The organism is Streptomyces sp. NPDC005263, assembly GCF_042872365.1.
In the GTDB taxonomy this organism is placed as follows: domain Bacteria; phylum Actinomycetota; class Actinomycetes; order Streptomycetales; family Streptomycetaceae; genus Streptomyces.
Genome location: NZ_JBIAKJ010000005.1, coordinates 798945 through 812778, shown reverse-complemented (window position 1 = coordinate 812778; position 13834 = coordinate 798945). Strand labels below are relative to the sequence as shown.

General features: G+C 67.3%; 12 protein-coding genes and 5 pseudogenes. 9 read left to right on the top strand and 8 right to left on the bottom strand.

Annotated features, from left to right (window positions below):
* Positions 1–84 (top strand): annotated as a pseudogene (locus ACFYRY_RS26110) (transposase); the annotation flags it as partial.
* Positions 77–594 (top strand): annotated as a pseudogene (locus ACFYRY_RS26105) (transposase); the annotation flags it as partial. The pseudogenes ACFYRY_RS26110 and ACFYRY_RS26105, both read left to right, overlap by 8 nt.
* Positions 595–757: 163 nt before the next feature.
* Here the strand turns inward: ACFYRY_RS26105 and ACFYRY_RS26100 are convergent.
* The gene (locus tag ACFYRY_RS26100) at positions 758–1810 is read right to left on the bottom strand and encodes an RICIN domain-containing protein (RefSeq protein ID WP_389150227.1); all 1053 of its coding nucleotides are present in this window, start codon (positions 1808–1810) and stop codon (positions 758–760) included.
* 332 nt (positions 1811–2142) lie between these two features.
* Between ACFYRY_RS26100 and ACFYRY_RS26095 the strand changes: the two genes are divergently transcribed.
* Both ACFYRY_RS26095 and ACFYRY_RS26090 read left to right on the top strand, forming a co-directional pair.
* Positions 2143–2457 carry a hypothetical protein gene (locus tag ACFYRY_RS26095; RefSeq protein WP_389150224.1) on the top strand — a complete coding sequence of 105 codons (315 nt, stop codon included), beginning with the start codon at positions 2143–2145 and terminating at the stop codon, positions 2455–2457.
* 306 nt (positions 2458–2763) lie between these two features.
* On the top strand, positions 2764–3405 hold the full coding sequence (locus ACFYRY_RS26090; RefSeq protein ID WP_389150221.1) for a superoxide dismutase: 642 nt from the start codon (positions 2764–2766) through the stop codon (positions 3403–3405).
* Between the two features lie 230 nt (positions 3406–3635).
* On the opposite strand, the gene ACFYRY_RS26085 is transcribed toward ACFYRY_RS26090, so the two are convergent.
* A complete protein-coding gene (locus tag ACFYRY_RS26085) occupies positions 3636–4094 on the bottom strand; it encodes a MarR family winged helix-turn-helix transcriptional regulator (protein WP_389150218.1) in 459 nt (152 codons plus the stop codon).
* Between the two features lie 122 nt (positions 4095–4216).
* Here ACFYRY_RS26085 and ACFYRY_RS26080 point away from each other — a divergent pair, with 122 nt between their 5' ends.
* Both ACFYRY_RS26080 and ACFYRY_RS26075 read left to right on the top strand, forming a co-directional pair.
* Positions 4217–5299, top strand: a complete 1083-nt coding sequence (locus ACFYRY_RS26080) for a substrate-binding domain-containing protein (protein WP_389150307.1) — start codon at positions 4217–4219, stop codon at positions 5297–5299.
* A 487-nt stretch (positions 5300–5786) separates the two neighbouring features.
* Positions 5787–7520: a purine-cytosine permease family protein gene (locus ACFYRY_RS26075; protein WP_389150216.1), complete on the top strand. Its 1734-nt coding sequence runs from the start codon at positions 5787–5789 to the stop codon at positions 7518–7520.
* A gap of 193 nt (positions 7521–7713) precedes the next feature.
* On the opposite strand, the gene ACFYRY_RS26070 is transcribed toward ACFYRY_RS26075, so the two are convergent.
* Positions 7714–7875, bottom strand: coding sequence for a hypothetical protein (locus ACFYRY_RS26070; protein ID WP_389150213.1), 162 nt, complete (start codon positions 7873–7875; stop codon positions 7714–7716).
* Positions 7876–7885: 10 nt separating this feature from the next.
* Between ACFYRY_RS26070 and ACFYRY_RS26065 the strand changes: the two are divergent.
* Together ACFYRY_RS26065 and ACFYRY_RS26060 are read left to right on the top strand one after the other, a co-directional pair.
* A pseudogene (locus ACFYRY_RS26065) lies at positions 7886–7975 on the top strand (IS5/IS1182 family transposase); the annotation flags it as partial.
* Positions 7976–8060: 85 nt separating this feature from the next.
* Positions 8061–8739: pseudogene (locus tag ACFYRY_RS26060) on the top strand (IS5 family transposase).
* 260 nt (positions 8740–8999) lie between these two features.
* Here the strand turns inward: ACFYRY_RS26060 and ACFYRY_RS26055 are convergent.
* The 4 genes from ACFYRY_RS26055 to ACFYRY_RS26040 form a co-directional block, all read right to left on the bottom strand.
* Positions 9000–9923, bottom strand: a complete 924-nt coding sequence (locus ACFYRY_RS26055) for an RNA polymerase sigma-70 factor (protein WP_389150210.1) — start codon at positions 9921–9923, stop codon at positions 9000–9002.
* Between the two features lie 174 nt (positions 9924–10097).
* Positions 10098–10865 (bottom strand): SDR family oxidoreductase, encoded by a 768-nt coding sequence (locus ACFYRY_RS26050; protein WP_389150207.1) that lies wholly within the window; start codon positions 10863–10865, stop codon positions 10098–10100.
* A gap of 142 nt (positions 10866–11007) precedes the next feature.
* Complete coding sequence (locus ACFYRY_RS26045) at positions 11008–11961, bottom strand: MerR family transcriptional regulator (RefSeq protein ID WP_389150204.1); 954 nt, start codon at positions 11959–11961, stop codon at positions 11008–11010.
* A gap of 213 nt (positions 11962–12174) precedes the next feature.
* Positions 12175–12456 (bottom strand): MFS transporter, encoded by a 282-nt coding sequence (locus ACFYRY_RS26040; protein ID WP_389150201.1) that lies wholly within the window; start codon positions 12454–12456, stop codon positions 12175–12177.
* A 60-nt stretch (positions 12457–12516) separates the two neighbouring features.
* Between ACFYRY_RS26040 and ACFYRY_RS26035 the strand changes: the two genes are divergently transcribed.
* On the top strand, positions 12517–12921 hold the full coding sequence (locus ACFYRY_RS26035; protein WP_389150198.1) for a MerR family transcriptional regulator: 405 nt from the start codon (positions 12517–12519) through the stop codon (positions 12919–12921).
* Between the two features lie 628 nt (positions 12922–13549).
* Here the strand turns inward: ACFYRY_RS26035 and ACFYRY_RS26030 are convergent.
* Positions 13550–13792 (bottom strand): annotated as a pseudogene (locus ACFYRY_RS26030) (DUF6461 domain-containing protein); the annotation flags it as partial.
* Positions 13793–13834: the final 42 nt, after the last annotated feature.

The window sequence follows — 13834 nt, the reverse complement described above, 5'->3', positions numbered from 1 at the left end:
ATCCGCCGCTACATCATCTGGCGCAACAAGCATGCTGCCGACGACCGCCTCCGTGACGTGGTGAACAGGGCGAACGTTGCCTGATGCGGCACTAGCTGAGCTGAACGCAGCGGCAAAGCTCGACTGGTCCCGCTGTGTGGTCGACTCCTCCCACGTCCGGGCGTTAAAAGGGGGAGCCGCACTGGCCCGTCGCCGGTCCACCGGGGCCGGGCCGGCTCGAAGCGCCACCTGATCACCGACGGAGACGGCACCCCGCTCGCGGTCCTGCTGACCAACGGCAACCGCAACGACGTCACCCAGCTCATGCCCTTGCTCGACGCGATCCCGCCCGTACGCGGCCGAGTGGGCCGTCCACGCCGCAAGCCAGACTCACAGGTCCGCGAGCGCGGCATCGTGCCGGCCATCGCTCGCCGTGGTACCCGACATGGCACCGGGCTGGGTACCTACCGCTGGGTGATCGAGCGGAGTTTTGCGTGGCTGCACGGCTTTCCGCGCCTGCGGATCCGGTGGGAACTTCGGGCGGACATGCACGAAGCGTTCCTCAAACTCGCCTGCTGCCTGATCGCTCACCGACAACTCGGCTCATTGTGTTAGCCGTTGTAAGAGGTCCGGCTCCGGACGACTGAGACGGGGTGTTATCCCTCAGATGATCACGCTGTCGTGGGTCCGAGAAATCGCAACCGAGCACCCGCGTTCCCGGGGTGAGCAGCGCGGGCGTGGTGCCTTTTTCGCACTGCCGAACTCCATCTCACTGCAACTACTCGTTGCTGATGATGTCGGGTATCGCGCTCGGTGAAGGCACCGGGTCGAGACGGAAGACCTGCCCTGTGTTGCCGGAGCCGCAGGCTAGCTGCAAGAGCGGGGCCCCGATGGCCTTGGTACCGCTGGGCACCGAGACGCAGGCGTTGGTGTGCAGCAGCACCAGACGGTAGCCGCCGGCTCGAGCTTGCTTCAGGCGGAACTGCTCGGAGGCGCCGCGGTGCCCACAGTAGTCGTGCTGAATCCGCGCACCCCCGTTCCTGCTGCCGGCCTCCACGCCTAGACAGCCGTAGCCGAAGACCGGGTGCAGGGAACGGATCCGGTACACCCCGTTCCCCTTCTCCTCCAGGGCGTAGGTCAGGCTGTTGCCGCAGTCCGCCTGGGAAACGTATCCCCTCTCCTCACCGTCGCGTTCGGACAGGCACAGCGACGACATCAGCGAGCGGATCCGGTATGTGCCCGCCGTTGGTGACGGCAGGTCCTCCTTGTCGTCGTCCACGACCGCCAGCATGAAGTACCCGCCGCCCACCAGGACCACCGATATGAGGGCCGCACCGAGCAACCGTTTCCGTGAGCCGAACAGCCGGAAGTCGAGACGTGACGGCCAAGGCCCGCCGGTTCGCACAGACCAGCTCTCCTGGCGGTCACGAGCCTGCCGGGCCGGGGCGGGCAGTGGCTCGGCCTCGGGCAACGGCGAGTCACCAAGTCGCCCGTGAGCCAGGCTATCTCCAGGGCCTTCGCCATTTTTCTTCTCGGTGCGGGGACTCACACCTGTCGCGGCGATCCGCTGCCGAGCCTGCGCCCATGACTCGGTGTTCCGTTCCTCCCCACAGGCACGGAGGAACGCCTCCAACATCTCCAGTCGCGGTAGAGCATCGTGGCGCAGCACGTCGGCCAGAGTGCTGCGCGGCAGCACCTCACCGCGCTCGGCCGCACGCTCTTCCAACTGACGATAAGAGAGCCCCGACTGCTCCTTCAGCCGCCGCAGCAGAGCAACGAATTCCGCAGCGTCCCCGACTTCCTGCAGCACCCTGTCCATCTGATCCCCCATGCCCGACATCTTTGTCGGAGGCACCTCACGCAGCAACGGTCATTTTCAGCCCGTAAACCAGCTCTGCCGCAAACCCGGACACCCGCCTGACCAGGTCGGACAGCAGCGGACTGTCCGGGACGCCCCGCCACTGTTGCCCCCTTTGATCCTCACCAGCAAGCTCGGAGCAGCCCGGTCAGCCAAGCGTTAATGAACCTGCGCGGGACCGCCGCAAGCGTGGGCGCTTCTTCGCACTGATGTTGTGCCTCGGCACCCAGCCGGCATACGCGGCCGCTGACATCCTTAGGAGAAAGGTCTTTCACCGTATGTCTCAATTAGGACGCGTCGCCGCAATGCTCGCTGCGGCCTCCGGGCTCTTCGCCGGAGGTGTCGCTACCGCGCCTTCCGCCGCCGCAGCCGACTGCTGGACACCAGCACAGTTCGGCCACAACCAATGGGCTCACACGCAGAACAACCCCATCTCCCACGATGGACCCTACGGTGCGTGCGACAGTTACGCCGTGGGCAGCGCGTGGGTGTCCGTGATGTGCAAGTACACCAACACCGCTGGCAGCGTCTGGTACTACACCGACTGGGGATGGATCTACGGCGCAAAATACCTGTCGTTCCCCTACGGTGGCGTGACGGTGACGTGTACCAAGTACTGACACGCATCTGGTTCTGCAGAGCCTGAACTGCCGGCCCTCCTACAGGCTGCGGGCAGCCACGTTTCTGCGGGGGAAGGCTCGCCCTGGCGGCTTGCGACCACGATGCGGTCTGAGTCTAATAATGGTCCAAGTCGGCGTAGGCGAGGTGCCGTTGCCTCGCCTACGTGGCCTCCCCTGCGTCTGGTGCCTTCTCGCAGCACCTGCAGTTGGGCCTCGGCCAGGACCAACGCCTGATCGACCACCGGCCACTTCTGCTGCATGCGTGCAACTGCACATCAATTGCAATTAGGTCGGAGGACGTTGGACATGGCGGTTTACACGCTCCCGGAGCTTCCCTACGACTACGCGGCGCTCGAACCGGTCATCAATCCGCAGATCATCGAGCTGCACCACGACAAGCACCACGCGGCGTACGTGAAGGGCGCGAACGACACGCTGGAGCAGCTCGCGGAGGCCCGTGACAAGGAGCAGTGGGGCTCGATCAACGGCCTGGAGAAGAACCTGGCCTTCCACCTCTCCGGGCACATCCTGCACTCCATCTACTGGCACAACATGACCGGCGACGGCGGCGGCGAGCCGCTGGAGAAGGACGGCGTTGGCGAGCTCGCGGACGCGATCGCCGAGTCCTTCGGCTCCTTCGCGGGCTTCAAGGCTCAGCTCACCAAGGCCGCCGCGACCACCCAGGGTTCGGGCTGGGGCGTGCTGGCGTACGAGCCGCTGAGCGGCCGGCTGATCGTCGAGCAGGTCTACGACCACCAGGGCAACCTCGGCCAGGGCTCCACCCCGATCCTGGTCTTCGACGCCTGGGAGCACGCCTTCTACCTCCAGTACAAGAACCAGAAGGTCGACTTCATCGACGCCATGTGGGCCGTCGTGAACTGGCAGGACGTCGCCAAGCGTTACGCCGCCGCCAAGGAGCGCGGCGACGGCCTGCTGCTCGCGCCGTGACGCCATAACAGCGTCTGTACAGACGTCCTGCTCGTGATCGTCTTCTCAGCCTTCACTTGCAGGCGGTAATACGAAGGGCTCCCGCGAGGACGTGACTCGTGGGAGCCCTTCGCCTGTCGAGGCAGGCGCGGCTGTCAAGCGCACCGAGCGGGTCCGCTGGCCGGCGACGCCCTGCCGGCAACGCCGGTCGAACATCTGGCGGTCACGGCTGCCGGTGGAGACCAGGAGGATCAGTGGGGGCTTGCCGCACCGGTCCGGGGCCCGGGCTGTTGATCCAGGGCCGAGGCGAGCAGGGACAGGGCCGTGGCGAGTGAGCCTTGGTCGTCGATGGCGGCGAGGAGGCGGGCCTGCTCGGCGTGGACGCGGTGGGCGGCGCGGTCGTGGAGGATACGGCCACGGGCGGAGAGGTAGAGCAGGACGCGGCGGCGGTCGCCGGGATCCGCGCGGCGGTAGACGAGGTTGTCGGCGACCATGCGGTCCACGAGCTTGGTGAGGCTGGGGGCCGGCATGAGCGCGTGGTCGGCGATCTCGGTCATCGGGTGGCCCTTGCCGTCGGCGGTGAGGGACAGCACGCGCCACTGCTCGATGGAGCAGCCTTCCTCGGCCAGCAGCACCGTCAGCCGCCGGATCAGGCGCCGCTCGGCGTGGCTGAGGAGGTGAGCGAGGTCCGGTGACGGTTCGGACGGCATTGCCGGTGTCCTTCCGGTAGGTCTACTGTGCGGGAACATTACGAGCCTCTGCGAGGGTGCCGGGGCCGGGACCAGGAGCTGCGTCCCCCCATGCCCTCACGGAGGTTGGTCTCATGGCTCCGATGCGGCCGACGCGTCCGCGCATCGCGGGTGAGACGGTGACCGTGGCGCTGGTCGTGCCGTTGCAGGGCCCGGCGGGCCTCTTCGGCCCGTCGTGCGAGCTGTCGGCTCAGCTCGCCGCGGAGGAGCTGAACACCGCGGGCGGCATCCTGGGCCGCGAAGTCCGTCTCGTCGTGGTGGACGGCGGGGCGCCGCCGGAGCGCGTGGCGGCCGAGGTCGAGGCGCTGGTGTCGCTGGGCGCCGTGGACGCGGTGGTGGGCTGGCACATCTCGGCGGTGCGCAGGACGCTGGCGCCGCGCATCGCCGGCCGCGTCCCGTACGTCTATACGGCACAGTACGAGGGCGGCGAACGTACCCCTGGGGTGTTCCTGACCGGGGAGGCCGACACGGAGCAGCTGCTGCCGGCGATGCGGCTGCTGGCCGAGGCCACCGGGGTGCGGCGCTGGTGCACGGTGGGCAACGACTACGTCTGGCCGCGAGCGACGGCCCGGGCCGCACGCCGGTACGCCCGCGCCCTGGGCGGCCGGGTCCACGACGAGGTCTTCGTACCGCTGGGAGCCGAGGACTTCGGCCCGGCGCTGCGCCGCATCGAGCGGTGCGAGGCGGACGCGGTTCTGATGCTGCTGGTCGGGGACGACGCGGTGCGCTTCAGCCGGGCCTTCTCCGCGTACGGACTGCACCAGCGCTGCCAGCGGCTGAGCACACACCTGGACGAGAACATGCTGCTGGCCGCGGGCGCCGACGCCACCGAGGGACTGTGGGTCGCGGCCGGCTTCTTCGACGCGCTGGCGACCGCGGAGAGCCTGGACTTCGGCCGCCGCTACACGCACCGGTTCGGTGCGGAGGCGCCGGTCGCCGGAAGCCTCGGGGAATCCTGCTTCGAAGGGCTGCGGCTGCTGGCCGCCCTGGCGCAGCGGGCCGGGTTCCTGGACGTGCGCGCGATGCGCAGCGCCGCGGACGCCGGGGCGGGAGTGGCCTACGAGGGCCCGCGCGGACTGCTGCGGCTGCGCGGCAACCACCTCCGGCAGCCGCTCTACCTGGCGCGGGCGGACGCCTTCGACTTCCACGTCGTCGCCCAACTCTGACACCCCTGTCCGCCTCGTGCTGGTCAGCGGGCCGGCAGCAGGCTTCTCCCGCCGACCCGTTGACAGTACCCCGCCACAGGAATACTTTCTAGGGGAACCTTTAGGCAGCCTCATCGATCGGTGGGGATGCCGTAGGTGCTGTCCAGCTGATCGTCCCTTCGGTCCGCATGCAATTCCGGAACCGGACACTCTCCAGCCCCGTCTGCCGGCTCCCGAGAGGCTGTGGATTTCATCGGAATTCCGAAACGCTTTCAGCGTCCGCGCCGACGCTGAATGGGTTTTTCGAATGGGCAGACCGGAAGGGCTTCAGGCCGGTCGAAGCAGTAATTCCTCAGTTATTCTGCGCACGATTCTACGCGCGTCGCCAAAGAGATAACCAAGGAACTTCCTTTTAAAGGCGCCGAAACGGCCAAGAAACAATGTGGCTGGAATCTTCCGTGCACTGCCCCGGGGTGTCCGGGGCTCCGCTCAGGAAGAGGGAACAGCCGTGACGGAGATCGTCGACAACCAGGCGCCCACGCCACCGCCGACGGTGGCGGACACGTCCGCCGAGGCTCCCGGCGCCGCAGGCCGCACGTACAACGACTGGGCCAAGAACGACACGCTGGAGGACTACTCGCTGCGCTACGCGCCCAAGTCCTTCCGCCGCTGGACCCCCTACGTCGTGGCCACCACGGCCCTGGGCGGCATCGCCTACCTCGCGGACTTCGCCATCGGCGGCTCGATCGCCATCTCCAATGGCTTCTCCAGCGCCATGGTGGCCATCCTCGCCGCGGCAGTGGTCATCTTCCTCACCGGCATCCCGATCTCGTACTACTCGGCGAAGTACTCCATCGACATGGACCTGCTGACCCGGGGTGCGGGCTTCGGCTATCTCGGCTCGACGCTCACCTCGGTCATCTACGCCAGCTTCACCTTCATCTTCTTCGCCCTCGAGGGCTCGATCATGGCCCAGGCGCTGGAGCTGGGCCTGCACATCCCGCTCGCCGTCGGCTACCTGATCTGTTCGCTGATCATCCTGCCGCTGGTGATCTACGGCATGACGGCGCTGTCGAAGATGCAGGTGTGGACCCAGCCGGTCTGGCTGGTGCTGATGGTCGCGCCGTTCGTGTCCATCGCCATCCAGGAGCCGGGCAAGTTCTCGGAGTTCACCCACTTCGCCGGCAACTCGCCGACCGGCTCCAGCCTCAGCATGCTCGGTGTCGGCGCCGGCGCCGGCGTGGCCCTTTCGCTGATCGCGCAGATCGGCGAGCAGGTCGACTACCTGCGCTTCATGCCCGACAAGACACCGCAGAACGCGAAGAAGTGGTGGGGTGCGGTGCTCTCCGCCGGCCCCGGCTGGGTCGTCCTCGGCGCGGCCAAGCAGATCGGCGGCGCGTTCCTGGCCTTCTACATCGCTGGCAGCGTGGGCCTTTCCAAGGCCAATGAGCCCATCCAGCAGTACGTGCACGGTTTCAAGACCTTCGCCGCACCCGTCGCCCTGGGACTGGCCACCTTCTTCGTCATCCTGTCCCAGATAAAGATCAACTCGACGAACGCCTACTCCGGCTCGCTGTCCTGGTCGAACTTCTTCTCCCGCCTCACCCACCGTCACCCGGGCCGTGTCGTCTACATCTTCCTCAACGTCGGCATCGCGCTGGCCCTGATGGAAGGCGGCGTCTTCGGCTTCCTCAACACGGTCCTGGGCTTCTATTCCAACGTGGCCATCGCCTGGATCGGCGCGGTCGTCGCCGACCTGGTCATCAACAAGCCGCTCAAGCTCAGCCCCTCCTACATCGAGTTCAAGCGCGCCCACCTGTACAACTTCAACCCGGTCGGCTTCGGCTCGATGCTCATCGCGTCCGCGGTCTCCATCGCCGCCTACTTCGAGGCGTTCGGCGACTACGGCAAGGCGTACTCCCCCTTCATCGCCCTGTTCCTGGCCATGGCGCTCTCCCCGCTGTTCGCGGTGCTGACCAAGGGCAAGTACTACATCGCCCGCACCGACGACCTCGACGAGTCGCTGCTCGACTCCGACGGACTGCCGTCGGCAGCCACGCTGACCTGCTCGGTGTGCGCGACGGACTTCGAGCGGCCCGACATGGCGAACTGCCCCTTCCACCAGGGTGCGATCTGCTCGCTGTGCTGCAGCCTGGAGAAGGACTGCCACGACTCCTGCAAGAGCGGATCCGGCGCCGGACCGGTGCACCTGGCCATGCCCGCCGTCCGCGCCGCGGACTGATCACGGCCACACTGCGTCCCGGTTCTCGCCCCTGAGGCGGGGGCCGGGACGTTCACGTGTGAACAGCAGGCAGACCTGCCATGCGAAACGCCGCCTGTTACTGGTATAGCCATTGTGGGAGAAGTGGTAGGTGCCGGACGAAGGAGCAACGACCCACCAGACCGTTTGCGTTTCCGCGTGGAGTCAGCCACATTCAGGCAGGTCGGACGGGGTTCTCGGAGGGCAGGCGACCGTTCGATTGCTGGGCGGCGAAGGCGTCGAACTGGACACCGGCATCCTGGGAGGCGTTGGAGGGCATCTGATCTAGGTAGTTGGTGTTCTGCAATGATTTGTGACTGGTGTCTTTGGCGGTCATTGGATGAGGCGTGAGTGTTCGTCGCCCGTATCGCAGCGATGTGTCCGACGCCCGCTGGGCCTTGATCGAACCGGTCTTCACCGCTTGGCGGGCGAGACGGACCGGACCCGGCACGGCAGCCCGGGTATGAGGTGGATTGGCACTGATGGCCGTGTCTGTGACGGGAGTTGAGCGTTCGGCCAGGTGTGGGGACATCGCCGTGGATCGTGTCGGATGAGCTGTGGGATCACCTGGAGCCGCTGCTGCCGCAGCGCGAACGGCGTTTCCGGTACCCGGGCCGCAAGGCGTTACCGGACCGGGAGGTGCTGTGCGGGATCCCCTACGTGTTGCACACCGGGATCCAGTGGGAGTACCTGCCGCAGGAGCTGGGCTTCGGCTCGGGCATGACCTGCTGGCGACGTCTTCGGGACTGGAACGAGGCCGGCGTCTGGCAGCGGCTGCAGCCTCGAAACACCACTTGATCACCGACGGGCATGGCACCCCGCACGCGGTCCTGCTGACCGGCGGCAACCGCAACGACGTCACCCAACTCCTGCCCCTGCTCGACGCGATCCCACCCGTCCGCGGCCGTGTCGGACGACCGCGCCGCAAACCCGACTCGCTGTTCGCCGACCGCGGCTACGACCACGACCTCTACCGCGACCAGGTCCGCGACCGCGGCATCGTGCCGGCCATTGCCCGCCGCGGAACACGCCATGGCACCGGACTGGGCACGTACCGCTGGGTGATCGAAAGAAGCTTCGCGTGGCTGCACGGATTCCGGCGCCTGCGGATCCGCTGGGAACGCCGAGCCGACATCCACGAAGGTTCCTCAAACTCGCCTGCTGTCTGATCACCCACCGACAACTCAGCTCATTGTGTTAGCCGTTGTTAGGCGCACGGAATTCCTGGCTGCTATAAACCTGTCTACGTGAGCCGAAGCGCGACAGTTGTCACAAAGGCAGGATTTTTGTCACCGTAAGCCGCTAGCGGGTTCGTCGATGTGCGACTTTCGGAGATATTGGCACCCCGACCATCGCAGCCAGCCCATACCGGGGGCAGCTCGGGCAACTCCGTTACGCCGACCCGCCGGTTGTCGGCTGGACCCCCGGCATCCCAGCCCTGGGATGCCGGGGGCCTTTCGGTCAATCTTTGGGCTGGCATGCCTGGTCCGCATCGCGGAGGGCCACCCAGGCGTCCGCTACAGGACCGACGTGCCCGAGCTTATCTGGGTTGTTCACCGTGTGGATCGTCTGGATCTGCCCGTGGATGACGTCGAGGGCCCAGGCGCTGAGGACCTGGCCGTCCCGGTCGCGGAAGACCGCGCCCGGCTGGCCGTTCACCTGCTGCGCCTCCACGACACCACCACCCCTGATGACCAGCGGCACGAACGCCGCGATCACCCGGCCCACGTGACCGGCCCCGAGGACGACGGGCTTGAATTGCGGGGCCTTGCCGCCACTGTCGCCGATCATCAAGACGTCGGCGGCCAGCAGCTCGGCCAGCCCGTCGACATCCCCTTCCCGGAAGGCCTCAAAGAACCGTTCGGCGAGTTTCTCCCGCTCCTTGCGGTCGGCCTCGAATCGAGCCCGGCCCGCATCCATGTGACGGCGCGCCCGCACCGCGAGCTGGTGACACGCCGCCTCCGATCGCCCCACGGCCGATGCGATCTCCAGGTAGCCGAAGGCGAACACCTCCCGCAGCACGAAGACCGCGCGCTCGAGGGGGGTGAGTCTCTCCAGCAGGAGCAGGGCCGCCATCGATAACGAGTCCGCCAGCTCCGCTGACCGCGCCGGATCCTCGTACGGGTCGGTCAGCAGCGGTTCGGGGAGCCACGGTCCGACATACTCCTCCCGCCGGACGCGGGCCGAGCGCAGCACGTCGATCGAGATCCGGGTGACCACGGTCGACAGGAACGCCTTCGCCGACCCGGGCTGGGTGGAGGTGGCTTGGTAGCGCAGCCAGGTCTCCTGGACCGCGTCCTCGGCCTCGCTCACACTGCCCAGGATCCGGTAGGCGATCGAGAACAGCAGCGGCCGCTGCTCCTGGAACTCTTCCGTCTTCGTCATGCTGGCTCCTCCTCGAATCTCTCCGGCTGCGTGGGTGGCGCCGGCTCCCGGCGGGAGAGGCCGCGCCCCTCGACCGTCAATGGCCACTGCCTGTTGTCGGCCCACAGCGGATCGGCACCTACGGACCGGCTATGGCGCCCGGCCCGTAGAACGCACCGCTGTCCAGGGCCACCGTCACCAGGGCACAGAGCCCTCCTCACTGAAGAAGCCGGCGGTCGGGCCGTCCGCGCCGAGCGTGGCCAGGCGCACCACTACTGCGGCGCCCTGGGCGACCGTGAGGAATCCGGTGTGGTTGTTGCTGTCCGTGGCGACGAAGCCGGGGGCGACTGCGTTGACGAGGATGCCGTCCTTCCGCAGCTCGTTGGCGTACTGCACCGTCAGCGCGGTCAGTGCGCTCTTGGACGGCGAATATGCAGCCGACGGCAGCAGTGCCGCAAAGGGGCCGTCCGGATTGCTGGCGAGACTCAACGACGCGGCGTGACTGCTGACGTTGACGACGCGTGGCGCCGGTGACCGCCGCAGCAGTGGCAGCATGGCGTTGGTCACCGCAATCACTCCGAAGACGTTGGTCTCGAACACCGCCCGCACCATGTCCAAGTCGACAGAGCTGGGGACTTGGTCGTGGGCCTCGTCGGGTGAAACTCGCCCGGAGCCGGTAATGCCGGCGTTGTTGATCAACACGTCGAGGTAGCCGAAGCGCTCCTCAACCTGCTTCGCGGCCTCCTGGACGGTGACCTGGTCGGTGACGTCCAAGATGACCGCGTGCGCATCGCCGCCGGCCGCACGCACCGCCGCAGCGGATTCCTCGCCGCGCCGCACGTCTCTGGCGCCGATCATGACCGCCATGCCCAGCGCAGCGAGTTGCTCGGCAACCCCACGACCGATCCCCTTGTTCGCCCCGGTGATCAGCGCGACCTTCTGATGTGCCGTCCGCTCGCTCATGGCCAGCTCCCTGTTGTCGAGGTGGGTTCTTCTCAGAACCTGTCTTCGCAACCTGAGACGAGACAGCCCAGCCGTCTCTGACACGCGGACAGAATCAACTGTTCTCGGTCGACGCGATCTGGCCAGAGTCAGACAGGACGGTCTACTCGCCCTCGAAGTTCACGGCACGGTCATTTCGCAGGGCCTGGATGAGCCAGGGGTACACCGGGATCAGATTCGGTACTACCTGCCAGCCGTTGACGATCCACACCAGCCGCCAGTATCGGTCTACCGGGGGATCGTGCGCCTCTTCGAACTGCTGGGCCATCCAGTCCCGGAATTCTGTGTCAGGGGTGCGCGCGAGCACCTCGGCGAAGCGGTGCACGAGGTCGTCGATGACGGGTGCGCCCCTGTCGCTGAGCGGGTCGATGCCCGACTCCATGGCCTCGGCCACCTTCTGACGGGTGAATTCCATCAGTTCCTCGCCGGCATCGCATTCGATGGCGAGCGGGCGCCCGGCGGCCTGACGTACGGCCGTCCGGCGCATCCGGGCACGGAAATCCTCGTCGCCGACCAGCTCGGCGAGCTCCACCCACGCGGCGACCTGCTCGCTGGTCGGATCATCGGGGAGGTCGGGAGTGGCAGCGCGAACCATGGCCACCGCGGTCGGGTCGGCATCCACTGTGCCGAAGGTGCCATCCACGAAATCGTCGATCAAACGTCGGCGTTCCTCGCCGGACAACTGTGTGAGTCTGTGCATGAGTGTGGTCTCCTCAGGACTGGACCCGCGTCTGGCCACGACTCGCAGAACGCTCCGACGCAGTTGCAGCACCCGGATCTGGACGTCCATGGCGTCGGCGTGCGCCGCGGCGACTTCCGCCACCGAGAGCTCGCGGTCCAGTACCCGTTGAATAGTGGCCAGGTCCATGCCCAGCTCGCGCAGTGTGCGGAGGAGTTCCAGACGAAGCAGTGCGTCGAGGTCGTAGAGCCGGTAACCGGCGGGGCTACGGGTGGTCGGCGCTACCACCCCCGAATCGGAGTAGAACCGGATGGTCCTCACAGACAAGCCGGTCCGCCGGGAAAGCTCCCCGATCGAGTAGAGGGTCGTAACGTCCATGTCCCCCACTCTGCTGTCTCCAGTCACTGGAGACTCAAGGCCATTCCCAAGCAGGGCCCGACCACGAGACGTCATCCGAGTTGCTGGAGCATGCGTTGCGCGCTCTCCGCTGACCGCCAGGATGAAACGGGCACGCCTTGCACGTGCTGGGCGAGCGATGGCAGCGACATGCGACACCGCTCGCTGACGGCCTACGGCTACGAGCCCTTGGACTCAATCATCTAGAGAGCCGATCCCGAAGGCGGCGAGGCCGGTCAGGAAGACGCGTTTACGGCCGATCCGGTCGGCGGTGGACCCGGCGAGCAGCGGGAAGCTCGCCAGGACGAGGGTGTAGGCGTCGACCGTCCACTGGAGGCCGGCCACAGAGGCGCCCAGGTCGTCACGGATGTTCGGCAGCGCTACGTTAACGATGGAGATGTCCATGACGACGACCACCATGCTGGCGAAGCAGATCGCCAGCAGTAACGACCGTCGTTGAGGTCTGAGTTCAGACATCGGATTCCAATCTGATCAGGGCCGCTGCCGCCCCTCGCAGGTGACACCGGTTCGAGGGCCGTGCCGGTGCGCCCGACGGACAGGCCCGGGGGATTCAGCCCGTCCGTCGGGGCACCGGCACGGCCGGTCACGGTCCGCGGGAAAGACGTACCGCCGGACTCCGGTCTGACCATCGCCGAGGTCGCCAGCAGGACCGGCGTTAGCGTGCACACGCTCCGCTACTACGAGCGGGTCGGCCTGGTCATCCCCGACGTGGACCGCACGCCCGGCGGCCGGCGCCGCTATCACGAGCGGGACCTGACCTGGATCGGCATGTGCACCAAGCTCCGGGCGACCGGCATGCCCATCCGTACGATCCGGCAGTACGCGGAGCTCGTCGCGGCCGGGCACGGCAACGAGGAGGAGCGGCTCGCCCTCATGGAGGCGCACCGCGCCGAGGTGACCGTCAGGATCGATGAGCTCTAGGAGAACCTGGCGCTCATCGATCACAAGATCGACGTCTATCGCGGCCGGCTCGCCGCCGGCGAGGCCGACCGGCTCTGGGTGCCGCTCGAACCGGCGCAGGCGGGCTGAGGCACAGGACGGGCTCAGGAACGCTCGTAGGAGGCATACGCGCGGTGGGGCGCGGCCGGGTCGGCCGCGCCCCACCGTGGCTCATACGGTGCCGCTCACGGCTCCTCGACGATGGCGGCCGCCCGCGTCCACCCCGCCCCGAGCCCCACGAGCCTGACGGGGAAGCAGGCGACGGTGAATCCAGTGGCGGCGGGCAGCCGGTCGAGCTGGGCGAGCTTCTCCAGCTGGCAGTAGGCGTGCTCCCGCCCGTACAGATGGGCCGGCCAGAGGAAGCCGTTGTCGCCAGTCTGCCGGTAGTCGTCATTCGGGGAGGCGAAGGGCTACGACGGGGACCCGCTGTCGCCCCCCCCGAACTGCCGCCGACGCCTCTGAAACCGCGGGGACGGGTGCGTTGACCTGTGCAATTGGCTGATTTAGACGTGTACTGATTGCACCCGTCCGAATGGTGAACCAGCCCTGGGCCAGCGGGAGTTTGCGCCGGGCCCCGCCTACGTCAGCGGTTGCACTGCCGACTGAGGTTTCACTCCTCCAGCCGGGCTGCGAGGAGTGGCCCGTCCAGGACCTCGGTGCGCGGCAGATCCAGCCCGAACACTGACTCCGCCAAAGTCAGAGCTCGAAGTTCGTGCTGCTCCCCGTCGGCACCATGCTCATAGGGCGACCGGCCGTCCGCGAACAGCAGCCCTGCCTCCCGCATAGCCCCGGCGAGCCGGTCGGGATCCACGCCGGTGCGCTCGTGCTCGAGGCCCGGCTCGAACCGGCTGACGGCGGGGCCGTGGGGGGCGCAACGACCAAGCCGAACATTCCC

What these genes read in the sequence shown, in the direction of transcription:
- ACFYRY_RS26070 (WP_389150213.1), bottom strand. Translation starts at nt 7,875, where the DNA reads ATGACCGCCAAAGACACCAGTCACAAATCATTGCAGAACACCAACTAC.
- ACFYRY_RS26050 (WP_389150207.1), bottom strand. Translation starts at nt 10,865, where the DNA reads ATGAGCGAGCGGACGGCACATCAGAAGGTCGCGCTGATCACCGGGGCG.
- ACFYRY_RS26090 (WP_389150221.1), top strand. Translation starts at nt 2,764, where the DNA reads ATGGCGGTTTACACGCTCCCGGAGCTTCCCTACGACTACGCGGCGCTC.
- ACFYRY_RS26100 (WP_389150227.1), bottom strand. Translation starts at nt 1,810, where the DNA reads ATGGGGGATCAGATGGACAGGGTGCTGCAGGAAGTCGGGGACGCTGCG.
- ACFYRY_RS26095 (WP_389150224.1), top strand. Translation starts at nt 2,143, where the DNA reads ATGCTCGCTGCGGCCTCCGGGCTCTTCGCCGGAGGTGTCGCTACCGCG.
- ACFYRY_RS26080 (WP_389150307.1), top strand. Translation starts at nt 4,217, where the DNA reads ATGCGGCCGACGCGTCCGCGCATCGCGGGTGAGACGGTGACCGTGGCG.
- ACFYRY_RS26055 (WP_389150210.1), bottom strand. Translation starts at nt 9,923, where the DNA reads ATGACGAAGACGGAAGAGTTCCAGGAGCAGCGGCCGCTGCTGTTCTCG.
- ACFYRY_RS26040 (WP_389150201.1), bottom strand. Translation starts at nt 12,456, where the DNA reads ATGTCTGAACTCAGACCTCAACGACGGTCGTTACTGCTGGCGATCTGC.
- ACFYRY_RS26045 (WP_389150204.1), bottom strand. Translation starts at nt 11,961, where the DNA reads ATGGACGTTACGACCCTCTACTCGATCGGGGAGCTTTCCCGGCGGACC.
- ACFYRY_RS26085 (WP_389150218.1), bottom strand. Translation starts at nt 4,094, where the DNA reads ATGCCGTCCGAACCGTCACCGGACCTCGCTCACCTCCTCAGCCACGCC.